Annotated in this window: 21 protein-coding genes and 1 pseudogene; 11 read left to right on the forward strand and 11 right to left on the reverse strand. The window is 67.6% G+C overall.

Going from position 1 to position 23449, the window contains the following annotated elements:
- Positions 1 to 50: 50 nt before the first annotated feature.
- The gene (locus tag ACVCMB_RS05445) at positions 51 to 629 is read left to right on the forward strand and encodes a hypothetical protein (protein WP_447106353.1); all 579 of its coding nucleotides are present in this window, start codon (positions 51 to 53) and stop codon (positions 627 to 629) included.
- Between the two features lie 156 nt (positions 630 to 785).
- A complete protein-coding gene (locus ACVCMB_RS05450; protein ID WP_395119301.1) occupies positions 786 to 1673 on the forward strand; it encodes a DMT family transporter in 888 nt (295 codons plus the stop codon).
- A gap of 18 nt (positions 1674 to 1691) precedes the next feature.
- On the opposite strand, the gene ACVCMB_RS05455 is transcribed toward ACVCMB_RS05450, so the two are convergent.
- The gene (locus ACVCMB_RS05455) at positions 1692 to 2393 is read right to left on the reverse strand and encodes a 2'-5' RNA ligase family protein (RefSeq protein ID WP_447106354.1); all 702 of its coding nucleotides are present in this window, start codon (positions 2391 to 2393) and stop codon (positions 1692 to 1694) included.
- 168 nt (positions 2394 to 2561) lie between these two features.
- Here ACVCMB_RS05455 and ACVCMB_RS05460 point away from each other — a divergent pair, with 168 nt between their 5' ends.
- Positions 2562 to 3353 carry a hypothetical protein gene (locus tag ACVCMB_RS05460; RefSeq protein ID WP_447106355.1) on the forward strand — a complete coding sequence of 264 codons (792 nt, stop codon included), beginning with the start codon at positions 2562 to 2564 and terminating at the stop codon, positions 3351 to 3353.
- A gap of 43 nt (positions 3354 to 3396) precedes the next feature.
- Complete coding sequence (locus ACVCMB_RS05465) at positions 3397 to 4644, forward strand: putative bifunctional diguanylate cyclase/phosphodiesterase (RefSeq protein WP_447106356.1); 1248 nt, start codon at positions 3397 to 3399, stop codon at positions 4642 to 4644.
- Between the two features lie 302 nt (positions 4645 to 4946).
- On the opposite strand, the gene ACVCMB_RS05470 is transcribed toward ACVCMB_RS05465, so the two are convergent.
- Positions 4947 to 5210, reverse strand: coding sequence for a DksA/TraR family C4-type zinc finger protein (locus tag ACVCMB_RS05470; protein ID WP_447106357.1), 264 nt, complete (start codon positions 5208 to 5210; stop codon positions 4947 to 4949).
- A 236-nt stretch (positions 5211 to 5446) separates the two neighbouring features.
- On the opposite strand from ACVCMB_RS05470, the gene ACVCMB_RS05475 reads away from it, so the two are divergent.
- The 6 genes from ACVCMB_RS05475 (at position 5447) to ACVCMB_RS05500 (ending at position 11065) form a co-directional block, all read left to right on the forward strand.
- Positions 5447 to 7207 (forward strand): acyl-CoA dehydrogenase family protein, encoded by a 1761-nt coding sequence (locus ACVCMB_RS05475; RefSeq protein WP_447107218.1) that lies wholly within the window; start codon positions 5447 to 5449, stop codon positions 7205 to 7207.
- Positions 7208 to 7230: 23 nt separating this feature from the next.
- On the forward strand, positions 7231 to 7644 hold the full coding sequence (locus ACVCMB_RS05480) for an OsmC family protein (protein WP_447106358.1): 414 nt from the start codon (positions 7231 to 7233) through the stop codon (positions 7642 to 7644).
- Positions 7645 to 7823: 179 nt separating this feature from the next.
- Positions 7824 to 8369 (forward strand): cytochrome oxidase, encoded by a 546-nt coding sequence (locus ACVCMB_RS05485; protein WP_447106359.1) that lies wholly within the window; start codon positions 7824 to 7826, stop codon positions 8367 to 8369.
- A 2-nt stretch (positions 8370 to 8371) separates the two neighbouring features.
- Positions 8372 to 9871: a cbb3-type cytochrome c oxidase subunit I gene (locus ACVCMB_RS05490; RefSeq protein ID WP_447106360.1), complete on the forward strand. Its 1500-nt coding sequence runs from the start codon at positions 8372 to 8374 to the stop codon at positions 9869 to 9871.
- Positions 9843 to 10460 (forward strand): SCO family protein, encoded by a 618-nt coding sequence (locus ACVCMB_RS05495; protein ID WP_447106361.1) that lies wholly within the window; start codon positions 9843 to 9845, stop codon positions 10458 to 10460. The genes ACVCMB_RS05490 and ACVCMB_RS05495 overlap by 29 nt, the downstream gene beginning before the upstream one ends.
- Positions 10457 to 11065: a hypothetical protein gene (locus tag ACVCMB_RS05500; RefSeq protein ID WP_447106362.1), complete on the forward strand. Its 609-nt coding sequence runs from the start codon at positions 10457 to 10459 to the stop codon at positions 11063 to 11065. The genes ACVCMB_RS05495 and ACVCMB_RS05500 overlap by 4 nt, the downstream gene beginning before the upstream one ends.
- Before the next feature lie 20 nt (positions 11066 to 11085).
- Here ACVCMB_RS05500 and ACVCMB_RS05505 read toward each other — a convergent pair whose 3' ends face one another.
- The 6 genes and pseudogenes from ACVCMB_RS05505 to ACVCMB_RS05530 all read right to left on the reverse strand — a co-directional run bounded on the left by ACVCMB_RS05505 (position 11086) and on the right by ACVCMB_RS05530 (position 19811).
- Entirely contained in the window at positions 11086 to 11325 is a 240-nt protein-coding gene (locus tag ACVCMB_RS05505; protein WP_447106363.1) for a hypothetical protein, read from the reverse strand.
- A 161-nt stretch (positions 11326 to 11486) separates the two neighbouring features.
- Positions 11487 to 12740 (reverse strand): alanine racemase, encoded by a 1254-nt coding sequence (gene alr / locus ACVCMB_RS05510; RefSeq protein ID WP_447106364.1) that lies wholly within the window; start codon positions 12738 to 12740, stop codon positions 11487 to 11489.
- Between the two features lie 52 nt (positions 12741 to 12792).
- Complete coding sequence (locus tag ACVCMB_RS05515; protein ID WP_447110588.1) at positions 12793 to 15663, reverse strand: TonB-dependent receptor domain-containing protein; 2871 nt, start codon at positions 15661 to 15663, stop codon at positions 12793 to 12795.
- A 106-nt stretch (positions 15664 to 15769) separates the two neighbouring features.
- On the reverse strand, positions 15770 to 16786 hold the full coding sequence (locus tag ACVCMB_RS05520; protein ID WP_246031017.1) for a serine hydrolase domain-containing protein: 1017 nt from the start codon (positions 16784 to 16786) through the stop codon (positions 15770 to 15772).
- Positions 16784 to 17491, reverse strand: a pseudogene (locus tag ACVCMB_RS05525) (M15 family metallopeptidase); the annotation flags it as partial. The gene ACVCMB_RS05520 and the pseudogene ACVCMB_RS05525, both read right to left, overlap by 3 nt.
- Before the next feature lie 616 nt (positions 17492 to 18107).
- Positions 18108 to 19811 carry an AsmA family protein gene (locus tag ACVCMB_RS05530; RefSeq protein ID WP_447110589.1) on the reverse strand — a complete coding sequence of 568 codons (1704 nt, stop codon included), beginning with the start codon at positions 19809 to 19811 and terminating at the stop codon, positions 18108 to 18110.
- 110 nt (positions 19812 to 19921) lie between these two features.
- Between ACVCMB_RS05530 and ACVCMB_RS05535 the strand changes: the two genes are divergently transcribed.
- Positions 19922 to 20581 (forward strand): glutathione S-transferase family protein, encoded by a 660-nt coding sequence (locus ACVCMB_RS05535; RefSeq protein WP_447106367.1) that lies wholly within the window; start codon positions 19922 to 19924, stop codon positions 20579 to 20581.
- Between the two features lie 48 nt (positions 20582 to 20629).
- Here the strand turns inward: ACVCMB_RS05535 and cycA are convergent, their stop codons facing one another.
- The 3 genes from cycA to ACVCMB_RS05550 form a co-directional block, all read right to left on the reverse strand.
- A complete protein-coding gene (cycA, locus tag ACVCMB_RS05540; RefSeq protein WP_447098571.1) occupies positions 20630 to 22009 on the reverse strand; it encodes a D-serine/D-alanine/glycine transporter in 1380 nt (459 codons plus the stop codon).
- Positions 22010 to 22076: 67 nt separating this feature from the next.
- Positions 22077 to 22679 (reverse strand): 2'-5' RNA ligase family protein, encoded by a 603-nt coding sequence (locus tag ACVCMB_RS05545; RefSeq protein ID WP_447106368.1) that lies wholly within the window; start codon positions 22677 to 22679, stop codon positions 22077 to 22079.
- Between the two features lie 64 nt (positions 22680 to 22743).
- A complete protein-coding gene (locus ACVCMB_RS05550) occupies positions 22744 to 23442 on the reverse strand; it encodes a histidine phosphatase family protein (protein WP_447106369.1) in 699 nt (232 codons plus the stop codon).
- Between the last annotated feature and the right edge of the window lie 7 nt (positions 23443 to 23449).

The following is a 23449-nucleotide window of genomic DNA, read 5'->3' on the forward strand; positions in this document are numbered from 1 at the left end:
GCAAGGCGGCGTCGGCTATCCTGTGGCGGGTTCACTGCGAGATTGTCGACATGTTTCGATCCCTGTTGTTGTCATTGATTCTGACGGTCACTCCGCTCGCCGTGCATGCCGCCGCACCGGCCGAGACCGCGCTGGCCGACCTGCCGAACGTGTCGTTCCCGGCGCCGCATCGGGTCGCATCGGGCAGGTTGCAGGCCGATGACGTGGCCGCCCTGCAGCGAGCCGGCATCAAGCAGGTGATCGACCTCAGCGTGGACAGCGAGACGCCGCGCTTTGACGAGGCCGCCGCCATGCGCGCGGCGGGCATCGACTATCACAACCTGCCGATCCACGGCGCCGCCGACCTGACCCGCAACAACGTGGTGCAGTTCGACCGCCTGCTGCACCAGGCCGGCACGCAGGAAACCCTGGTGCATTGCGCGAGCAGCAACCGGGTCGGCGCGATGATCGCGCTGCGCGCTGCCTTGATCGACGGCAAATCGACCGAAGCCGCGCTGGCAGAAGGCCGCCGCTGGGGCATGAAGAGCCTGGAGCCGGTCGTGCGCGAACGCCTGCAGGCGTGGTCGGGCAATCCGCAACACGGAAGGCCGGAGCAGAGTCTGCCCGCATCCGGCGGCACAACGCCGTAGGGCGGCACCGCCCGCCGGCTCTTGTCACAGTGTGAAGCGGCGGGCATTGCCCGCACGGCGCCGAGGCGGAATGGGCTACCATGCGCGCCTCCCACGTCCTTGCGCGGCACCGCCCTGGCTCCGATCCCCCCCTCGTCGCCCGTAACCGCACTGCCCTTGCGCGCGGTGTTGCTGATGCTGGCCAGCGCCAGCCTGTTTGCCCTGATGGCGGTGGTGATCCGGCTGGCCTCGGCGCAACTGCACCCGTTCCAGATCACGTTCTTCCGCAGCGCGTTCGGCACGCTGTTCGCGCTGCCGCTGCTGATCGGGCCGGGCTGGTCGCTGCTGCGCACGCCGCGCTTCGGTTTCTACGTGATGCGCTGCGTGCTCGGCATGGGCGGCATGCTGGCGGGCTTCTGGGCAATCGTGAACCTGCCGCTGGCCGAGGCGGTGGCGCTGTCGTATTCGTCGCCGCTGTTCGTCACCATCGGCGCAGTGATCTTTCTCGGCGAGGTGGTGCGCCGGCGCCGCTGGACTGCGGTGATCGCCGGCTTCATCGGCGTGCTGGTGATCGTGCGCCCCGGTAGTGCCGCGTTCGCACCGGGCAGCATGGTCGCGCTGCTGGCGGCCGGGCTCACGGGCGCGGTGACGATCAGCATCAAGTCGCTGACCGGCAGCGAGCCGGCCGACCGCATCGTGCTGCTGACCACCTTGCTGTGGGTGCCGCTGTCGCTGCCTGCGGCGCTGTCGGTGTGGCAATGGCCGCACGCCGGCATCTGGCCGTGGCTGGTGCTGTCAGGCGCGCTGGGCACCGGCGGCCACTATTGCTGGACGCGCGCGCTGCGCCTGGCCGAGGCGTCGATGCTGGCGCCCTTCAGCTATCTGCAGTTGCTGATCGTGGCGGTGCTGGCGTGGTGGATCTTCGGCGAGGCGGTGGATCACTACACCGCGCTGGGCGCGGCCATCATCATCGGCGCCAGCCTCTACATCGCCCAGCGCGAGCACGCGCTGACGCGACAACAGCGCACAAGCACGCCGCAGGTCCGCGCGGAGCCGCCGATCTAGGCATCCCCGACCGACACTTCATTCGTCGGGCAACGAGGGCAACTCCGGCAGGTTGGCCAGCTCGGCCAGCAGGTCCACCGGCGCCGGCGCCGGCGCACCCGGCAATGCCCAGCGCCCGACGATCTCGTGGCTGGATTGACCGAAAAAGCTGCGGATCAGCACGAACTCCTCCGCACGCCACTGGATCGGGGTGATCGACTCCTCGATCGCATCGATCGCCGGGCCATGCTGCAGCGCCACGTGCGGGTGGAAGCTGGACACGCCGTTGACCCGCAGTCCCTGCGCACGCTGCGCCTCGGCGATCGCCTTGCGCAGGCGCAGCGTCGCCTCGGCGGCCGCCTGGTCCGCGCACAGCACGAACGGGAACTGCCCGCCGACGGGAATGCAGCGCATGGCAGTGTCGAGGGTGACCACGAACGCATGGGTTCGCACCGCGGCACCCGCGGCCAGCAGGGTGTGTTCCAGCGACTGACGCAGCCGTTCGGGACGGCCCATCGGGCACAACAAAAGATGCAGGTTGTCGATCGGCATCGGCACCCCGCTGACCCGCTGGGCACGGCGGAAACGCGCGGCAGCGTCGGCGATCTCCGCGCGGGCCCGGCCGTCGGGGCGCAGCGCGAAGAAATAGTCGATGCCGGAGGCAATCTCGGCGGGGGGCGTCGGGGTCGAAATGGCCTGTACCTCAGCGACAATCGCGCGGGCAAATGCTGACGCCGCCACCATACTCCCCCGCCGTGGCAACCGGATGTGATCCGCGTCGCCGGCCGGGTGCGAACCTTCCCCCCCCCCCCCGGCGGCACCGGATTCGCTTGGGTCCGGGGCAACAAGGTGGGTAACATGTCCGCCAAGGGGCCACGGGGGAGTTGCCGACAGGCACTTGGCCGATTCATGACTTTGTATGCGTCCAGCTTGCTGATCGCCTGCGGCATCTGCCTGTTCGCGGGCGTGCACGCCTTGCTCGTGGGGTCGGCCGGCGAACGCGAGCCGGTGAACCAGTCGTTCGGCTGGCTCAGCCTGTTGCTGGCCGGCTACCTGTTGCTGACTGCCTGCATCTTCCGGAACGACTCGCTGGAGATGGCGCGTTCGCTGATCCGCTGGCAGATGGGCCTTGCCTGCCTGATCTACCCCGCTGCCGTGTGGTTCCTGGGCCTGTACGCCGGGCTGCGCCATCGGCGGCGCTGGCTGCTGGTGGCCGCCGTGGTGTTCGGCGCACTGCTGCTGGCCAACGCTTTCTCGCCCGACAGCGTGATCTATTCCGAGATCGTCCAGCGCGAGCCAATCCGCTTGCCCTGGGGCGAGCAGGTCAGCAATTTCGCCGGCACCAGGTCCGCCCTGTTCGGGCCCTACTTCCTGGCCAAGGATGCAATCTATGTGTGGGCGATCGGCTGCTGCGTGGCGCTGTGGCGTGCACGCAGCGAGCGTGCGTGGCCACTGACGCTGTTCCTGCTGATCGAGGCCACCGCCGCGCTGCACGCCGACGTGGTCAACCGCGCGGGCATCCAGACCGTGACTTACGAATCGCTGGCCTTCCTCGCCCTGGTGCTGGTGATGGGCGACCAGTTGCGGCGCGAGCTGCAGCACCGCGGCACGCTGCTGGAGCACCGACTGGAGGAGCTGCGCGCGGAAACCGTGCGTCGGCAGCGGGTGGAATCGGAGCTGCGCCACCTTTGCCTACCATGACCCGGTCACCGGCCTGCCCAACCGGGTGGCGCTGCGCGAGCACGTGCGGACCGTGCTGGCGGGCGAACACCGCGGCGACAGCGCGCTGATCATGCTGGACCTGGACCACTTCCGTACCATCAACGAAGCGCTCGGCCACGACGTGGGCGACCTGCTGCTCAAGGCGATCGCCGAACGGCTGGTCGCCGCGGCACCGGCTGGCGCGCTGGTGGCGCACCCGGGTGGCGACGAGTTCGCCCTGCATGTCGAGCTGCCCTTCGGCCAGCCACCGGCAGCCACCGCGCGCGACCTCGTACGTGAACTCACCGCACGGCTCACCGCACCGTTCCAGATCGACGCCCACGACCTGGCCATCGGCGTCAGCGGCGGCATCGCCCTGCTGCCCGGCATGGCCGCCGACGTCGATGCAGCCCTGCGCCAGGTCGCGGTGGCGCTGCACCAGGCCAAGGCCGCCGGGCGCAACACCACGATGGTGTTCGAACAGCTGATGCAGGCCGGTGCCGACCGTCGCCTGCTGCTGGAGAAGGGCCTGCGGCTGGCGCTGGAACGCGACGAATTCGAATTGCACTACCAGCCCCAGGTGGACGCCCGCGGCCGCTTCGTCGCGGCGGAGGCGTTGTTGCGCTGGCGCCATCCGCAGGAAGGCCTGATCGCGCCGGACGAATTCATCCCCATCGCCGAGGAAACCGGCCTGATCCACGCGATCGGCCGCCATGTGCTGGAACAGGCATGTCTGGAACGCCAGCGCTGGCCGGCCGCGCACGCCGCAGCCCGCGTGTCGATCAACGCCAGCGCGTGGCAGCTGTTGGCCAAGGATTTCGTGCGCACCGTGCACGACACCGTCCGCGCCACCCGCACGCGACCGGAGCTGGTTACCATCGAGATTACCGAAAGCGTGCTGCTGCACGATCTCGACGACGTGGCCTACAAGCTGCGTGAACTGGCCAGCCTGGGCTTCCAGTTTTCGCTGGACGACTTCGGTTCGGGCTACGCCTCGCTGGGCAACCTCAAGCAGCTGCCGCTGCACGAGCTCAAGATCGACCGGGTGTTCGTCGAGACGCTGCAGGCCGGCGTGCCGGACCCGTTCATCGAGGCGATCATCACGATCGCGCACGAGCAGCAACTGTTCGTGGTCGGCGAAGGCGTGGAGACCAGCCAGCAGCGCGACGCACTGGCCGAGCTGGGTTGCGATGCGCTGCAGGGCTACCTGATTTGCCGGCCGCTGCCGGCTGCGGCGTTCCGCCAGTGGCTTGAGCAGGAGACGGCGGCGCAGGTGTTGCCGGGCATCTGACGTCGGCCCAGTGCCTGTGAAGAAAGCCACGTCTTGGGGGAATGGCACGGCGCTTTTCAACGGCCGAAGGGCCGGTCAAACAGGAATCCAGCGCCTTCAAGGCTTTGGGCGGCGTGAGGGGCACTGGATCCCCGCTTTCGCGGGGATGACGCCGCTCAAGCAAGTGCCATTCCGTCCTGGGGCTTTCTTCTGTCGCGAGTCCGGTACACGCCCGGACGCGCGCACGCGAATCAGTCACTTGCGGGACCGATCCGCGTCCGGCGTCCGTGGCCGGCCTGAGAGGTTGAAATATTCACAACCTCTCAGCGCAGTTGGCTGTCCTTGCTGCCACGCCGGTTGTACAGGCTGGCCGACTGCTCGGTGTCGCGTACCTGCTGACAGGCCACGCACAATCGCACGCCAGGCACTGCGAGGCGCCGCGCTTCGGGGATCGGAGCCTCGCATTCCTCGCAATGGGTCAGACCCGGGCCCTCGCGCAATTGCCGGCGCGCCCGCTGCACACCGTCGTTGACGGTGGCATCGATCTGATCCTGCACGGCGCCGTCGCCGGCCCAGCCGGTTGCCATGGTCTACCTCCGAAAAGCGTGGATGCGCCGCGGGCGATCCATGCTCCCTGGCGCGCGGACCCTTGACGGCCCGATTCAACCCATGACTTGGGTGCACCCGGTCGAGTTTCAAGCAGCCGCGGCTTCCCGTGGTCGAGGCAGGCGGTGCCTGGGGCCTGCGTCGATTCGCACCGGTGCCCGCGGCGGAGGAAGTGTCAGAATGAGGTTTCCACGTCCCAGGAGAACCTGCCGTGAGCATGCCGCCCGCCCCCACCGAGCAGCCCGCGCTGCGCAGCGACGAGAGCGTCGCCAAGCAGCTGTTCCTGGGCAACATCCTGGAGGAGAACCTGTTCCCGTATCCGGCGATCCGCGCCCGCGACAGGGAAATGCTGGGCGCGATGACCGACGCAATCGACCAGTTTCTCGCCGACAAGGGCGCCGAGCTGAAGCAGTACGACCGCGATGCCGAGCAGCCGGCCGAGTTCATCCAGGCGCTGCGCGAGATGGGCCTGTTCGGCCTGATCATTCCCGAACAATTCGGCGGCCTGGAGCTGTCCAACGGCGCCTACGCGCGGGTGCTCGGCCAGACCAGCAGCCACGACAGCTCGGTCTCGCTGACCATCGGCGCGCACAGCTCGATCGGCATGAAGGGGCTGCTCTTGTTCGGCAGCGACGAGCAGAAGCAGCGCTACCTGCCGAAGCTGGCCAGCGGCGAGATGATCGCCGCGTTCTGCCTCACCGAATCCGGCGCGGGTTCCGACGCCGCCTCCATCCGCACCAGGGCCGTGCGCAACGACGACGGCAGCTGGACGCTTTCCGGCGAGAAGATCTGGATCACCAACGGCGGCATCGCCGACTTCTACACCGTGTTCGCGCGCACCGACACGCCCGAGGGCAAGATCACCGCGTTCATCGTCGAGGCGAAGTGGCCCGGCGTCAGCCACGGCCCGCACGAGGACAAGATGGGCATCCGCGCGTCGAGCACCACCACGGTCGCGTTCGCGGACGTGCGGGTGCCGCCGGAAAACGTGCTGGGCCCGGTCGGCAAGGGCTTCAAGGTGGCCATGAGCATCTTGAACAGCGGCCGCACCGGCCTGGGCGGCGGCGCGGTCGGCGGCATGCGCTCGCTGATCCGCCTCGCCTGCGCGCAGGCGAAGGAGCGCAAGCAGTTCGGCCAGCCGATCGCCGAGTTCGGCCTGGTCCGCGAGAAGATCGCGCAGATGACGGTGGACTGCTTCGCCGCCGAGAGCGCGGTGTGGATGGTGGCGCACCTGATCGACGGCGGCGGCAGCGACTACTCGGTCGAGGCCGCGATGAGCAAGGTGTTCGCCAGCGAGGCGGTGCAGCGCGCGTCGTACGAGGCGCTGCAGATCGCCGCCGGCAACGGCTTCATGCGCGAGTTCCCGTACGAGCAGATCACCCGCGACACGCGCATCCTGTCGATCTTCGAAGGCACCAACGAGATCCTGCGCCTGTACATCGCGCTGTCCGGCCTGAAGGGCGTGGGCGCGGGCCTGAGCGAGCTGAAGGCGGCGGTGGGCGACATCTTCAACGACCCGATCAAGGGCTTCGGCGTGCTCGGCAGCTACACCGGCCGGCGCATGCGCGAGGCCACCGGCTACGGCATCGACCGCATCGCGCACGAGCTGTCGCCGCGGCTGCGCAAGGTCGCCGCCACCTACGAGAAATACACGGTGGAGCTGTCCAAATCCTCCGACGCGCTGCTGCGCCGCCATGGCAAGAAGGCGGCCGACATGCAGCACGCGCAGAAGCGCCTGGCCGACATCGCGATCGACCTGTTCGTCGGCCTGTGCGTGCTGTCGCGCGCCGACAGCCTGGCGCAGCAGTCGCATCCGGCCGCCGAGGAAGCCATGAGCATCGCCGAGGTGTTCGCGCGCCAGGCGCGCCGCCGCATGGCGCGCAACGTGCGCGGGTTGGAGCGCAACGAGGACGAGGCGATCGAGCAGCTGGCCGGCGCGGTGCTCGCGCATGACGGCTACCTGTGGGACGTGATCTGAAACCCGACCAAGGAGAACCCGCCATGAGCATCCCCACCGTCCGCACCAGCACCGGCGGCGCGCCGTACGCGGTCGATTTCACCGACGACCAGGGCAACCACTGGCACGCCGACGAGCCGCTCGAGGAAGGCGGCGCCAACACCGGCCCGGCGCCGCACCGGCTGCTGCTGTCCGCGCTGGGCGCCTGCACCGCGATCACCCTGCAGATGTACGCGGCACGCAAGCAATGGCCGCTGCAACATGTCGACGTCGAACTCGCGTTCAATCCCGACGGCACGCCCGAGTCGGGCAACGACATCACTCGCGTCATCACCCTGCAGGGCGCGCTGGACGACGAGCAGCGCGAACGCCTGCTGCAGATCGCCAACAAGTGCCCGATCCACAAGGTGCTGACCGGCGAAGTGCACATCGCCTCGCGCCTCGCGGGCACTGCGTAGACGCTCCAGCCGCGTCGACATCCGGAGGATGCGGCCGCCGCGCGCGGTTTTCAGATCGACGCGGCCACGTGGCCTGCGCCGGATTCGGCGAGGGCTCCTTCGCCATGCGGCCCGATCGCGTTTTGACACCCGGGACCAGCTGGACCATAGTGCCCCCGTCTTGACCGGTGGGGACCGTCATGATTCTTCAGGATCTCATCTGGACCATTGCGCTGGTCGGCATGGGTCTGATTGCGCTGGGTTTCATCCACGTGATCCATCAGGCCGGCAAACCGGCCGACGACGCGGCGACACGCAAGGCCGCGAACACCTCCAACGTACTGCGACGATGGCTGTTCGGCGCCCTGCTGATCATCTTCGTGGGCGCCACCTACGCCACGCTCCACCGTTTCCCGATCGCGCCACAGCACGCTGCGCTGGATATCCAGCAGGTGGTGGACGTGACCGGGCAGCAATGGTCGTGGCAGATAACGCCGAACACGGTGCACGCCGGCAGCCCGGTGGAATTCCGGGTGACCAGCCGCGACGTGAACCACGGCTTTGCCATCTACGCGCCGGACGGCCGGATCGCCGCGCAAACCCAGGCGATGCCGGGTTTCACCAACAAGCTCGTGCACACCTTCACCCAGCCCGGCACCTACCGGGTGATGTGCCTTGAGTACTGTGGCCTCGGGCATGCGCCCATGACCTCCGAGTTCACGGTGGTCGCTGCGAGCGGAGACTGATCATGGCTGCTCTCACGATGTACCCCGAAAACGAGCGTCTCGCCGGCGGGAACCGGGTCGTCTTCAATCTCTACGTCATCTCGGCCGTGGCGCTGTTCGTGCTGATGATGCTGCTCGGCCTGACCATGCGCATGGGCCAGGCCACCTGGCTGTCGGTGCCGCCCGATCTTTTCTACCGCATCCTCTCGATGCACGGCGCCGGGATGGTCGGCACCGCCGGCCTGGCAACCACGGCGGTGATGTGGTTCTTCCTGCGCCAGCATGTCCAACTGCATCTGTGGGCGTTCGTCACCAACTACGTGATGTTCCTGCTCGGTGCGTTGTGCATCATCTTTTCCATCTTCGTCGACGGCTACGCCGCGCTGTGGACCTTCCTCTATCCGTTGCCCGTGCACGGCATGGGGCTGTGGAGCCCCGACGCCGCGGCCGTATTCATGCTCGGCTATCTGCTGATCGGCGTGGGCATGCTGGTGTTCTATCTCGACGCTGCCGCGGCCATCATCAAGGTGCACGGCAACCTCGGGCGCGCGCTGGGCCTGCAGTGGTTGTTCCGCGGCACCATCGACCCGAACCATCCGAAGACCGTGGTGGCCAGCACCATGGTGATCATCTCCAACGTGCTGGGCATCCTGGCCGGCGCAGTGGTGCTGGTGATGAGCCTGGTCAACGTCTTCTATCCCGAGATGGCGCTGAACGCGCTGCTGGCCAAGACCCTGATCTTCTGGTTTGGCCACATGTACATCAACGCCACCATCTACATGGGCGTGATCGTGGTGTACGAACTGCTGCCCCGCTATTCGGGCCGGCCCTACCCGATCTCGCGGGCGTTCCTGTGGTCGTGGGCGCTCAGCACGGTGTTCGTGACCATCGTGTTTCCGCACCATCTGCTGATGGACTATGCCCTGCCACGCTGGTTCGCGGTCATGGGCCAGCTGGTGTCGTACGGCGCGGGGTTCCCGGTATTCCTGGTCACCATGTACGGCGCGCTCACCAACATCTATCGCGCAAACATGCGCTGGACGATGCCCTCGCGGCTGATGATCCTGTCGCTGTTCGGCTGGGCGGCGGGGATCGTGCCGGCGATCCTCGACGGCACCATCCGCATCAACCTGGTGATGCACAACACGCAGTGGGTACCCGGGCATTTCCATTTCTACCTGCTGCTCGGCGTGCTGCCGATGGCGCTGGCCCTGATGTTCCATGTGATCGGCCAGCGTGCGGACGCGCCGCCGAACAACGCCGCCGACCGGCTGGGATTTCCCGTCTACCTGATCGGCGGGCTGATCTTCGTGCTGGCCTTCCTCGACGCCGGGCATCTCAGCGTGGCGCGGCGCATGGCAACGCATCTGCCGGAGTGGACCGGCACCGACAAGGTCGGTTCGATCGGCGCGATGCTGGTGGTGCTGGGCATGCTCTATTTCGCGGTGCGCATCACGGTGGGCCTGCTGAAGGCGCCGGCGCGCGGAAAGCCCGATGACGGTACTGCGAACCCTGCTGGCTAGCCTCGTCCTGTTGGCGGCGGGCCTCGGAGTGCTCGCCGCCGCCACCCACGGGTTTCGCGCCTACACCAGCGAGACTGCCCGCCGCATCGATGTCCGCGAGCATCCCCGCCCGCTTCCGCCCACGCCGTTGCAGACCGCCGATGGCCGGCACACCAGTTTCGGGGAACTGCGCGGGCGCTGGCTGCTGGTCGATTTCATCTACACGCGCTGCCTGACCTACTGCTCGGTGCAGGGCAGCGAGTTCGCGCGCCTGCAAGGCGAGCTGGCCGGACCGATCAGCGCCGGCAAGGTGGCGCTGCTGAGCATCAGTTTCGATCCGGCCCGCGACGATCCCGCCGCACTGGCCGATTACCAGCGTCGGCACGGCGACCACGGCACGGGCTGGATCGCGGCGCGCCCGGTCGACCAGTCTGGCCTCGCCGTGCTGATGCAACGGTTCGGCGTGGTCGCCGTGGCGGATGGAATGGGCGGATTCGTGCACAACGCAGCGATCGCGGTGGTCGACCCGGGCGGCAGGATCGTCGCGATACTGGACTGGAACGACTGGCATGCCGCCGTCGGTTACGTCAGCCGGTCATCAGCACCATGAAGCGGTTCCGGGGCCGCCTGTGCCTGGTCGGTGCATTGCTCTGGGCGGCACTCGCCCTGCCCCCGGCGCGGCATGTGCTCGAATCCACCATGACCCTGCAGATGCTGGTGCAGATCCCGTTGCTGGCGCTGGCCGGTGGCTGGCTGGCGCAGGGAACGCCCGAGTGGTTTGAGCGATCGCTGTCGGCGTGGAACCATCGCGGCATCAGCGGACTGCTGTTGGCCTCGCTGGCGGGCGCGGTCTGGATGCTGCCACTGGCGATGGACGCGGCACTCGACGACCCGCGCATCGAACTGGCGAAATTCCTCAGCGTGCCGCTGCTGATCGGCGCGCCGATCGCCTTGAGCTGGCCGCGGGCGGGGTTCGTGGTGCGCGGTGTGGTCCTGCTCGAACTGATCGCCACGATGCTGCGCCTCGGCTGGCTCTACCTGATTTCACCGGTGCGCCTGTGCAGCAATTACCTGCTGGACGACCAGCAACGACTCGGCAGGATTCTCCTCGTGGCCGGCTTTGCCGTGCTGCTGATGCTCGCCTGGAAGCTGATGTGGGGGCACGTCGACAGCGGGCGCGCGACTCACGACGATGCGCCGGACGAACGGGACTGACTCGCCACGCGCAGTGGGCGTCAGCCGCCGCAACCGCCGCAGCAGATCGACGGCAACTGCACTACCTGCGCCGGCGTCACCGACCAGCCGACCTGACGCAACACCTCGACCAGATCCGTCGCGGAGGCGGCCGCGGACACACGCATCACCAGGCCGCTCATGTCCAGGTCAACCACGGCAGTCGGGTCGACGTCGAACAAGGCATCCTGCACCACCGCCGGTTCCGGCGACGCGCTGGTCAGCGCAATATGAAATTCCATGGGGCACCTCGCTTTACCGGCACCTGCGCAGTGTCGTCAGGAGCGATGCTGGCCCCCACCGCGCGCTGATGCCTTGACTCCAGTCAAGTCACGCCATGGCGAGCGATCTGCGTCACGCTCCGGGCCTGCAGCAAATTGCCGCAGGCCCCGGCGCGGCGCGCTCAGCGGCGACGCAGGAGCTTCGGGTTCGACGCGCCCCACACCGTGTACTGGTCGGCCAGGATCACGCCGGTGACCTGCTCGACTTCCGCCTGGGTGATTTCGGCATCGCCCTGCTTGCCGAACATCACCACTTCGTCGCCCGCCTGCACACCGGGGATGTGGGTCACGTCGACCATGGTGGTGTTCATGGTGACGTTGCCCATCACCGGTGCACGCTGGCCGCGGATCAGCATGGCGCCCTTGTTGGAATACGCGCGGCGGTAGCCGTCCGAATAGCCGACGGGGATGTTGGCCAGCAGCGAATCGCGCTTGAGCACGCAGGTGCGGTCGTAGCTCACCGTGTCGCCGGCGGGATAGGCCTGCACCTCGGTCACCCGCGACTTGAACGCCGCAACGTGCGCGAACGGCGGTTTGGGTGTGCCACCGTAGCCGTACAGCGCGCCGCCTGGGCGCACCATGTCCAAGTGCGATTCGGGAACGTGCTGGACGGCGTAGGAGTTGGCCGCATGCAGCAGCACGTGCTCACGCCGCAAGGCGGTATGGGCGAACATCCATGCGGCCTGCGTCTTGAAGGCCTCGACGCCCTGCAGCGCGTCGGCGCGTTCCTCGGTCGGGAAGTGGGTCATCAGGCCGACGATGCGCAGGCCTTCGATCTTCGCCAGCGCCTCGGCGTCGCTGCGGCCGCGCGCGGTCTGCATCTCGATGCCGTTGCGGCTCATGCCCGCCGAGTTCAGCGCCAGGTGCACGCGCAATGTCCGCCCGCGCTGGTGCGCCCAGGCACCGATCGCCTGCGCCTGGGCGAGGTTGCCCATCAGCTCCTCCAGGTCGTAACGCAGACCGTCGTGGATCTCGTCCAGCGTGGCGGCGCGCACGCGCATCACGCGACCCCGGTAGCCGCAGGCGCGCACCATGCGCGCCTCCTCGTTGCTCGCGATGCCGACGTAGGGGATGCGCGCCTTGATGACGCTGGGCATCACCAGGTCGATGCCGACACCGTAGGCGTCGGCCTTCATGATGGCGCAGATCTTCGGGTGGCCGATCAGGGCGGCCTCGACCCGTCGCAGGTTGTCCTCGAAAATCGCCGGATCGATTTCGATCCAGGCGTTGAACGCGCCCGTCGCCCTGCGCTGCCCCGGCAGGCCGAGCAGCGGTGCGGCGTGAGCATCGACGGCCAGCGCCACGGCCGTCCCCGCGGTGGCCAGCAGGAATCGGCGGCGGCCGGGAGAAGGAGGCGTGGGCTGGCGCTCGGACATGGAGTTCTCCGGTGGCCGCCGCCGGTCCACCGGCGGCGGCTGGATGCAGCGGTCAATCGAACCTGTATTCGGCCATCAGGTAGAACGAGCGGCCACGCGGATCGGCCACGCGCGGCTCCCACGCCGCGCCCGAGGCGAAGTCGACCTGGTGCGCGGTGAACGGCGGATCGGTATTCAGCAGGTTGCGCACCGCGAAGCTGAGCTTGGTGTTCGGCAGGCCGGTCCAGTTCAGGCTGTAGTTGTAGAGGATGTAATCGTCGACGTCGGGGTTCCAGTTCGGCGGGATGTAGCTGCCGTTGGCAACGCTGATCGGCTCCTCGTCCTTGTAGCCGGCGCGATAGATCTGGCTCAGCGTGTGTGTCCAATCACCCTTGGACCAGTCGAGGCTCAGTGTGTGCTTCCACTTCAGCGGCAGGTTGTAGAACTGCACGTACTCGCCAACCTCATTGCTGCTGTAGGGCTGGTTGGCGAGCGGCTTCTCCTTGAAGGTGTTGATGTAGCTGCCGTTGAGGTTGACGTGCCAGCGGCCGCCGGCCAGTTCGCCGGTGAGGTTGGCATCCAGTTCCACGCCGCTCATCAGCGTGCCGCCGGAGTTGATGAAGCGACGGTCGATCGCGGTCACCTTGCCGCTGCTGTCGCGGATCCAGTTGGCGGAGAACAGGTCGTAGTTCTCGATCAGCGTCGGCAGGTTGGGCGAGCGGATCGTGTTGCTGCGTTCGATCTCCCACCAGTCGAGGCTGAGGTTGAAACGCGGCGTGGGTGCGTAGACGAAGCCCAGGCTCTTCTGTCGAGCCGTCTCCGGCTGCAGGTCGGTCTTGCCGCCGGTGATGATGGTCGGCTGGATCAGCTCGCAGCCCGGCACCGTCGAATTGGCCACGCCACCGGGACAACTGGCCGGGTCGGCCAGGTCGAGGCCGAAGTACTCGACCTCGTTCACGCCGGCAAACAGCTTGGTGAACTCCGGCACCTTGAAACCGGTGCTGTACGCACCGCGAAACGCCAGCGACTCGATCGGCTGCCACTTGAACGAGTACTTCGGATTGGTGGTGCCGCCGAAGGTGTCGTACTGGTCGCGACGCACGGCCAGGGTCACGTCCAGCGTCTTGACGATCGGCAGGTAGACCTCCGCGTAGACCGCCTTCACGTTGCGGTGCACCTTGGGCAGCTCGCTCGTTTCGTCGAACGGCGCCTGGTAGATGGTGTCGTAGTTGAGCGGCAAGCCGTTCAACTCCTGCACGCCGCCAAACTCGAACTCCTCGCGCCGCGCTTCGAAGCCCGTCGCCAGCTGCGCTTCGCCGCCCCACAGGTTGAAGCCCAGGCCACCGCTGAAACTGGCGTCCAGCGAGGTGACCGTGGACTCGCCGCCGTAGAGATGGATTCCCGTGGCCGACGCCGCCTGCAGCGCGGAAATGCCGGCCGGGTTCTGTGCCTCGTTCGGCATCAGGAACGGATTCAGCAAGCCGCTGCCAAGCGCCTGCTTGAGTCCGCTGGAGAAGTAGTAGCCCCCGGCGAGCACCGATTCGGCCTTGCTCGACGCGCGCGACAGACCCACGTCGTAGTCCCACCTGCCGATGCTGCCCTTCACCCCGGCCAGCAGGCGATAGGCCTTGGTGGTGGTCTCGATCTCGCGCCGACCGCAGGGGATGCAGCGCCAGCGGTACGGAATCTTGTTGCCATACACCAGGTCGCCGGTGCCGAAATAGTCGGCGATGGCGTTGTAGATCATGTCGTAGGTCGGCTGCGTGTCCGCGTTCAGCGGATACCAGGTACTCGGATCGAGCACGGCGGTGGACGACGCGCTGGAGGTGAGCTGCAACGGCTCGTACTCGCGCCGAACCTTCACGCGCGAGCTCATCGCCTCCACGTAGAACTCGTGATCCCCGCCGAGCTTGCGGGTGGCGTGGCCGAGAAACTGCACGCTGTCCTGCGGCTGCTGCAGCGCCTGCGCGGCCGGATAATCCCAGGCGCAGGCGTACTTGGAACTGCCGCCGTCCCACAGCCGGTAATCGTACGGCCCCATGTTGGCGCCGCCGTTCTCGCAGCCGGCACCGCCAGGCAGGTTGAGGATGTTGATGTAGCGCATGGCGTTGCCGCCATCCGGATCGGTCAGCGAGCCGTTGATGATGCCGCCGGCGGCGTTGGTCACCGTGGCGAACGGCGTGCCGCGCGTGTCGGGCGAGACGCCGCGGTCGGGCTGGAAGCTGTTGGCGAAGTCGCGCTGGCCGCTGCGCAGGATCTGCGCGCGTCGGTAGTTGATCGTGCCCCATGCGTTCCAGCCATCGCGATCCAGATCACCGATGCCGCCCAGCACGCTGTAGGTGGTGATGCCACCGCCGCCGTCGGCGGTCACGTCGACACCGGCGTTGAGCGTGACGCCACGATAGTCGGTGCGGGTGATGAAGTTGATCACGCCGCCGATCGCGTCGGTGCCGTACATCGCCGACGCGCCGTCGCGCAGTACCTCCACGCGCTCGATCGCCGCGAACGGAATCGAGTTCAGGTCCACCGCCTGGCCGCGCAGGCCGTGGGTCGCGACGCGGCGGCCGTTCAGCAGCACCAGCGTCGCGTCGGAACCCTGTCCGCGCAGGTTGGCACCCGACACGCCGGCAGTGCCACGCAGTTCGCCGAGATCCATGTCCACGGCAGCCGAGGTGAGCCCGTCGGCGCCGTTGCCGGCGATGTTGAGGAACTGCAGCAGTTGTTCCGCCGAGGTGATGCCCTGCGCGTCGATCTTCTGCTTTTCGATGATGGTGATCGGCAGCGCCTGCTCCAGATCGGTGCGCTTGATGCGCGAACCGGTGACGGTGACTTCCTTGAGCGTGGTGACCTGCGCGGGCTGGCCGGGTTGCGAGGGCTGAGCAGTCTCCTGCGCCGCGGCCGGGACGGCAATCGCGACCAGCAGCGCCGCGCAGAGGAGATTCAATCGGAGGTCGTGCCGGATGTGCATGGTGTGCCCCTCAGGGTGATGAACGGCGGATCGGTTGGACCAACTTTCTGCTGCGCGAATCGGGTCGACGAAACCCGGTCTGTTACTGGGTGCCCTCCATGAACAGCCGGCCAATCGAGACGGCCAGGTCATACGGCGTGGGATCGTTGCGGTTGCTCAGCACGACCACGGTCAGGTGCTGCTTCGGCCAGCGCACGATCGTGTTGCGGAAGCCGATGCTTTCGCCGGAGTGCCACAGCCGGTCGCCGGCGACACGCCAGCCGAAGCCGTAGTACGTGGCTTCGGGCGTGTCGGAAACCTGCGCCTGGTGGCCAAAGGCCAGCGCACGCGAGGCGTCGCCGAGCAGCCGGTCGTCGTACAGCGCGGCGTCCCAGCGCGCCATGTCGGCAATGTTGGAATAGATGCCGCCATCGCCAAGCACCGCGCTGTAGGCGTTCTGGTCGGTGCGTGTCCAGCCATCGCAGGACTTGCTGTAACCCCATGCCCGGTGCGGCACCTGCGGCCCGCCGGCCACGTAGGCCAGCGTGTTGCGCATGCCCAGCGGCTGGAAAATGCGCGTGCGCACATAGTCCGCGAAGCTCATTCCGGAAGCGCGCTCCGCCACCAGCGCCAGCAACGCGTAACCGCTGTTGCTGTAGCGATACTTGCTGCCCGGCGGGAAATACAGCCGGTTTTCCTTCTCCAGCAGGGCCAGCACGCCGGCATCGCTGATCTGCCCGGCGTAGGGCTCGGGCATCAGGTCTTCGTAGTTCAGCACGCCGGAGGTGTGGTCGAGCAGGTTGTGCAAGGTGATGCCGTCGGCCACCTGCGGCAGCGAGGGCAGCCAGCGCCTAACCGGATCGTCGATGGAAAGCTTGCCATCCTGCGCGAGCAGCAGGATCGCCGCGGCGGTGAACTGCTTGGTCACCGAGGCGAGTCGATAGTCGGTCGCCGGGCCCGCCTCGGTGCCGCGCGTCAGATCGGATCGCCCGTAGCCGCGACTGAGCACCGCCTTGCCGTCCTTGAGCACCAGCAGCGACACGCCCGGCACATCGCCGTCATAGGGCTGCACCAGACGCTGGATCTCCGACTCCCGATCGGTGCCGTCGGGGGCCGTCACCGGAACGTCGTAGAGGGTGTCGGGCGTGGGTTCGGGGTGCAGCGTGTAGTGCCACCACTCCATCGCGTAGTTGCGAAAACCCTGCGCTTCCATCGCATCGCGCAGCAGGTGGCGGTTGGCACGCTGCGCGGCGTCGACCTCGCTCGTATCGGTGTGTGCGCGGGTTCCGAAGAAGTCGAAAGCCGTGCCCATGTCCAGCGGTTCGCAACTCTCGTTGTTTGCATCGCAGCGCAAGGCGGTCAGGTCGACGGTGGCGCCGCGGCTGTGGCCGGAGACCGGCGCAATGTAATCGCCGAGCAGCTTCGACTTGTCGAGGTCGGGGTAATGTGCAGCCTTGGTGCGCTGGTCGGCGGGGTCGTTGGCCCAGCGCACGAAATTCGCCACGGCGCGCGCCGGCCGGTAGCAGTCGAACACGCGCAGGCGCATGTGGCGCTCGCGCAGCGCGGCATCCACCCGCGCCAATGCCTCGGCGGCTTCGCGCTTCAGCCAGCAACGCGGTGCCTGGTAGCCGTTGACCGGCGCGCCGACGAAGTTGTCGCTGCCGGCATAGGCGATCGACTGCGAGATGTCCGGCACCAGGCTACGGATGTCGACCATCCCGGCCTGCTCCATCGTGGCCGCCGCCGAGACGTGGGGCGCGGTGTCGACCTGCGCCGGTGCCGGCGCCGATGCCAGGCACAGCGCAAGCAACAGGGCGGAGCGCATGACAACCTGGTGTCGCTTCCGCTCGCGCCAGGAAGGACTGTCGAAGGGAAAACCCGGCGCAACATATTGCGACACGACGCGCAGACATTCCCGGATACGCACGGCATCTCCCCAAGACCGATCAACGTGGATGGATGAACAGCATCCATGCCGCCTGACCAGATCAAGATCTCCGTACGCGCCTGCCCCCGCTCCGGCCCTGGTCCCGGACTCCCCGGTCTGATGCCATCAATCGCATGGCATGGCGCCGTACCGGGGCCTGCCGTCGCTGTGTAGCACGGTCATTTCGGAAGCGTCAACGAGGCGCCGCGAGGGTGTTTCGGGTGGTCTGCAACGGCACCCGGGACGAGGAAATTCGCACAACCTGCTACCGACGACGCCGCGTCCTTAACCAAAATATCTTGCGAATCCACGAGTTGCCGAGGCGGCCGACGACAGGCACCGCAACGTGCCACGCCCGCCTGTCGCATCACGCGTGCCGATGCCACCACAAAATCCATAACCGGGGGTTTGGGTTCACCCAAATCATTCCATGGACTTTCGTCGCTTCCGCTTGCGTCGACGCAGCCGACTTGCCCGCAAGGCGCTTGACGACGGTCGCGGGATCAACCTTCCCCTATTGCTTCTTGCGCGAATCCAGCACGCCTTGCAGCAGGCTGTTCAGGGCATCCTGCTTGCTGGACTTGTTCGCAGGCTGGGTCCCGGGTGCCGGGTTGTTGCGGCCTGCCCCACTGCCAAGCAAGCCGGCGACGGCCGAGGGATCGAGCTTGAAGCTGGGCGCGCTCGCGGTGCCGCCGACGTGCACGCCGACGCCATGTTCGGAGGCGCCGCCGAGCACGCCACCGAGCAGGCGCCCGGCCTTGGAGTTGCCGAGCAGGCCACCGGCCGCCTGACCACCACCGACCACCGCCTGGTCGAGCTTGACCAGCATGTTGAAGTCGAGCCCGCCGTCGGCGGCCATGCCACCCTTGCCAGTGAGGCTGCCCAGGTCGACGATCTCCGCACTGGCCGGCTCGGCGTGGATGCCGGACGGCGCGATTTTCAGCGTCGCGGCAGCATGCCGGATCACCGTGTCCTTCGGCGCCTTGATGCCGGCCAGCGACAGCACCCCGCCGAGTTTCGAGCCCAGGCTGTAGCCGGCCAGGCGCGAGTCGTCGAGGGTCACCGGGCCGCTGATCACCAGCGCATCGAGCGGCCCGCGCGCGCGCAGATCCACGCCCACGCTGCCGCCGCTGAGCCGCGAATCCTTCGGCAACACCACGCCGAACACCGGCAGCAACGGCTGCAGGTCGTCGACCGGCAACGACTTGCCGCGCAGGCGCAGGTCCAGCTGGATCACCTTGCCGCGGTTGTCGAAGCTGCCATCGACGGCGAGCTTCGCGCCGCCGCTGCCCAGCGTGCCTTGTTCGATGCGGCCGGTGCCGTCGAGCAGCCGGTAGCTGGCCTGGTAGTCGATGCGCAGCGGCTGCGGCGACGGCGAACCGGACGCCACCAGCTTGAGCCGGCGCGCGTCGATGCCGCCCTTCGACGTCAGTACGCCCTTCGCCGAACTGATCCGCGAGTCGATATCAAGCACGCCGCCGACGCCGTCGGCGCTGCTCATCAGGCCGGCGCCGACCAGGTCCAGCCCCTGCATCACCAGATGCGCCTCGACCGGCGTCAGCAGTGCGTCCTTCGCGTCCCATGGGCCGAGCGTGCCATCCAGTTTCAGGCTGCCGCCGCCGGCGATGTCGGCGCCCATCGAAAACGGAAACGCCGCACCGAGGCCCACATGGTCGGCGCGCAAATCCACTTTCCGATAGCTGCGCGTATCGCCGGCCGCGCGCTGCAGGTCGATGCGACCATCCGCGATCCGCAACCGGTCGACACTGAACGCGGGCGGTGGAGCCGACGAGGCACTGGCGGCGGGTGTCGCCGCCGTGCCGGCGCCGAAGTGGGAGAAGTTCCACTGGCCGGCACGATTCTGCAGCAGGCGCACCACCGGCTGGTCCAGCGTCAGCGAGGTGATCTGCACCTGCCTGTGCAGCAGCAACGGCCACAGCTTCACGCCAAGCTGCAACGATTTCGCGCTGACGAACGGCTTGTCGCCGAACGCCGGATCATCGCCGATGCGGATCTCGTCGGCATCCAGCGAGCCGGACCAGATCGAAACGTGCAACTGGCTCAGCGTCACCTCGCGGCCGAGCGCCTGGCCCAGGCTGGCCTGGATCTGCGGACGGAAGTGGTTGGCGTCGACCAGCAGCAAGGCGCCGCCCGCCACGATCAACGCCAGCAGCACCAGGCCGAGCAAACCGAGCAGCAGGCGTTTCATGACCGTCACCTCGCGCAATTCTGTCGTGTGCCGATACTAGGAGCGTCGAGCTTCACCTGTCGATTCCGCGCGCCTTCGTTCGTCGCCTTCGCGTACCCTCCCCTATCAGGTGTCCCACGATGACCCTCAAGCTCTACGCCCACCCCTTCTCCTCCTACTGCCAGAAGGTGCTGATCGCGCTGTACGAGAACGACATCGCGTTCGAATGGCGCGTACTCACGCCGGATGACGCGGCCACCGACGCCGAGTTCACCGCGCTGTGGCCGATCCGGCGCATGCCCCTGCTGCGCGACGGCGAACGCACGGTGATCGAATCGAGCATCATCATCGAGTACCTCGACCGGCATTACCCCGGCGCCGCACCGCTGATTCCCTTCGACGTCGACACCGCACTGGAGGCGCGCGCGATGGACAGCTGCTTCGACCTCTACGTGCAAACCCCCGTGCAGAAGATCGTGTTCGACAGCCTGCGCCCCGCCGCCGACCGCGACCCCAGCGGCGTGAACGAGGCACGCGCGAGGCTGGATACCGCCTACGCCTGGCTGGACCGGAAACTCGCCGGCCGCCACTGGGCCACCGGCGGCGATTTCAGCCTCGCCGACTGTTCTGCCGCGCCCGCGCTGTTCTACGCCGACTGGACCCATCCCATTCCGGCGGACTTCGCCAACGTGCTGGCCTATCGGCAACGCCTGCTCGCGCGCCCTTCGTTCGCCCGGGCGGTGGACGAGGCGCGGCCCTACCGCTCGTACTTTCCGCTCGGCGCACCCGACCGCGACTGAGAGCCGCATCCCGCCGGATTGCCCGCAGCGGGACAACAGACATTCGGCTCATGCGCGGCGCGCCCGGCGCCCCTTCCACGCGTAACCGATCCCCAGCAGCACGAACCACACCGGACTCGCAATCAGCGCCTCGCGCGTATCCGGCTGCAGGCTCAGCAGTACCAGCACGAACACGAAGAACGCCAGGCACACCCAGCACATGAACACGCCGCCGGGCATCTTGTAGATCGACGCCTCGTGCAATTGCGGGCGCTTGCGCCGATAGGCCATGTAGGCAAACAGGATCAGCGACCACACGAACATGAACAGCACCGCCGATACCGTGGTGACCAGGGTGAAGGCGGTGACGAGGTCCGGAATCAGGTAGATCAGCGCCGCGCCCAGCAGCAGGCAGAAGCAGGAGAACAACAGGCCCAGCGACGGCACCGCAGCGCGCGACAGCCGACCGAACGTCTTCGGCGCATGTTTTTCTTCGGCCAGGCCGTACAGCATGCGGCTGGTGGAGAAGATGCCGCTGTTGGCCGACGAGGTGGCCGAGGTCAGCACCACGAAATTGATCAGGCTGGCCGCGGCCGGGATGCCGGCCAGCACGAACAACTCCACGAACGGGCTCTTGCTCGGCTCCACCAGGCGCCACGGCGTGACCATCATGATCGCGACCAGCGCCAGCACGTAGAAGATGATGATGCGGATCGGGATCGAGTTGATCGCCTTGGGCAGGTTGCGCTGCGGGTTGGCGGTTTCCGCGGCGGTGGTGCCGACCAGCTCGATGCCGACGAAGGCGAACACCGCGATCTGGAAGCCGGCGAAGAAGCCGCTCATCCCCTTCGGAAAGAAGCCGTCGTCGTTCCACAGGTTGGCCACCGAGGCCTGGTGCCCGGTGGGCGAGGTGAAGCCCCAGGCGACCAGCGCAAAGCCGGTGACGATCAGCGCGCAGATCGCCACGATCTTGATCAGCGCGAACCAGAACTCCATCTCGCCGAACAGTTTCACCGTGACCAGGTTGAGGCTGAGCAGCAGCAGCACGCACAGCACGGCGGGAATCCACGGCGCCAGCCCCGGGAACCAGAACTGCGTGTACGCCGCGATGGCGATGACGTCGGCGATCGCGGTGATGATCCAGCAGAACCAGTAGGTCCAGCCGCAGAAGAAGCCGGCCCACGGCCCGAGCAGGTCGGTGGAGAAATCGATGAACGACTTGTACTCGAGGTTGGACAGCAGCAGCTCGCCCATCGCCCGCATCACGAAGAACAGCATCACGCCGATGATCAGGTAGACCAGCAGGATCGACGGCCCGGCCAGGCTGATCGTCTTGCCCGAACCCATGAACAGGCCGGTACCGATCGCGCCGCCGATGGCGATCAGTTGCAGATGTCGGTTGGAAAGGCTGCGGCGCAGGTGGTCGGGTTGTCCCGGCAATGCGGTCATGCGTCGAGCCTTTGCAATGAGGAAAGCGACAACATACAGAAAACCGGGTCCCGCGTGCACTCCCGCGCTACGCGCCCGCAGGCACCGCCCGCGCGCAGTCCAGCGGCCAGCAGCCGAGCCGGATATGCCGCGTCCTGCCCAGCAGGCTGTGCACCAGCACGAATTCGTCGACGCGCCAGCCGATCGGCGCCACCGGCTCGGCGGCCACCTTGCGCGCGTCATATGCCAGGGTGACATGCGGCTCGAAACCGGCCCCGACCGGCACCACGCCCGCCTCGCGCAACAGCGCGGCAAGTTGCGCCTGGAAGGCGCGCAACGGCGCATTGCCGCCATCGGCGCGCAGCACGAACGGCAGCTTGTCGCGCCGGCCGTCGAAACTGGCCACGCGGTCGAACACCACTTCGAAAGGCGCTTCCCGCACCCGCGCTGCCGCCTTCATCGTGGCCTGCGCCACATCCGGTGGCAGCCCGGCCCAGTCGCCCAGATGCAGCAGGGTGATGTGGAAACGCTCCGGCAGCAGCGGCCTGCCGCGCAACCCGTGGCGGGTGCATTGTTCGGCGGCAAGCGCGCTCAACCGCGCCACGGTTGCCTGATCGGGGAACACCGCCAGGAACAGCCGGTCGGTCGCCGCCGCGGGTGCAAAGCCGGGAAATGAAGTCTGTGCCGCCACGCCCGTCACCCTCTGTGGTCATTGCCGGTGCGCGGCACCGGCGAGTTCAGTCCCTGCCCGCGCATCACTGCGGCAACGACGGAATCGCGAGGCTGCGCTCGGGGTCGCCGCTGGCGCCCGTGCGCAGGCCCGGCGGGATGTGCCCGACGTCGCCCACCGAGATCACCTTGAAGCTGCCGTCGGCCTCCACCCGGATGCGGGTGATGCTGGCGTTGCCCACCGACATCTCCAGCCACGCCTGCGGATCGACGCCCATCGCGCGCACCACCATGTTGCGGATCACGTTGCCGTGGCAGACCATCAGGTCGGTCTGCTCATGACCGGATGCGGGCTTGAAATAGCGCGCGAACAGGCGATCGAACTGCGCCTTGCAGGCGGCCAGATCGGCCGGCTTTTCCTTCGCCATGATCGCGGCCCGGCGCGTCGGCGGCGTGCACTCGGCCAGATCGTCGACCACCTCGAAGCGACGCGCCGGGAAGTCCTCGCCGATCAACGCTGCCGTATCGCGCGCCCGCTGCACCGGGCTGACATACATCGCATCGAAACGCGTCGGCAACCCGGCCAGCCGCGCACCCGCCAGATGCGCCTGCGCCACCCCGAGCGGCGCCAGCTGCGGCCCCAGCTTCGGATCGGCTTTCGCATCGGGCAGGTAATAGCCATGGCGGACCAGCACGATGGTGCGGGCAGCCGGCGCCGCCACATCGGCCGCGTGCAACGGGGCGATCAGCAACACCAGGCACAACCAGGGGAGCAGCCTTTTCATCACGAGC

The sequence above is a fragment of the Rhodanobacter sp. UC4443_H10 genome (genome assembly GCF_052978325.1).

Bases quoted from the DNA above. Each gene is read 5' to 3' on its own strand.
- ACVCMB_RS05445 (WP_447106353.1), top strand. From the start codon at position 51: ATGTTTCGATCCCTGTTGTTGTCATTGATTCTGACGGTCACTCCGCTC.
- ACVCMB_RS05460 (WP_447106355.1), top strand. From the start codon at position 2,562: ATGACTTTGTATGCGTCCAGCTTGCTGATCGCCTGCGGCATCTGCCTG.
- ACVCMB_RS05470 (WP_447106357.1), bottom strand. From the start codon at position 5,210: ATGGCAACCGGCTGGGCCGGCGACGGCGCCGTGCAGGATCAGATCGAT.
- ACVCMB_RS05475 (WP_447107218.1), top strand. From the start codon at position 5,447: ATGCCGCCCGCCCCCACCGAGCAGCCCGCGCTGCGCAGCGACGAGAGC.
- ACVCMB_RS05480 (WP_447106358.1), top strand. From the start codon at position 7,231: ATGAGCATCCCCACCGTCCGCACCAGCACCGGCGGCGCGCCGTACGCG.
- ACVCMB_RS05485 (WP_447106359.1), top strand. From the start codon at position 7,824: ATGATTCTTCAGGATCTCATCTGGACCATTGCGCTGGTCGGCATGGGT.
- ACVCMB_RS05490 (WP_447106360.1), top strand. From the start codon at position 8,372: ATGGCTGCTCTCACGATGTACCCCGAAAACGAGCGTCTCGCCGGCGGG.
- ACVCMB_RS05495 (WP_447106361.1), top strand. From the start codon at position 9,843: ATGACGGTACTGCGAACCCTGCTGGCTAGCCTCGTCCTGTTGGCGGCG.
- ACVCMB_RS05500 (WP_447106362.1), top strand. From the start codon at position 10,457: ATGAAGCGGTTCCGGGGCCGCCTGTGCCTGGTCGGTGCATTGCTCTGG.
- ACVCMB_RS05505 (WP_447106363.1), bottom strand. From the start codon at position 11,325: ATGGAATTTCATATTGCGCTGACCAGCGCGTCGCCGGAACCGGCGGTG.
- alr (WP_447106364.1), bottom strand. From the start codon at position 12,740: ATGTCCGAGCGCCAGCCCACGCCTCCTTCTCCCGGCCGCCGCCGATTC.
- ACVCMB_RS05535 (WP_447106367.1), top strand. From the start codon at position 19,922: ATGACCCTCAAGCTCTACGCCCACCCCTTCTCCTCCTACTGCCAGAAG.
- cycA (WP_447098571.1), bottom strand. From the start codon at position 22,009: ATGACCGCATTGCCGGGACAACCCGACCACCTGCGCCGCAGCCTTTCC.
- ACVCMB_RS05550 (WP_447106369.1), bottom strand. From the start codon at position 23,442: ATGAAAAGGCTGCTCCCCTGGTTGTGCCTGGTGTTGCTGATCGCCCCG.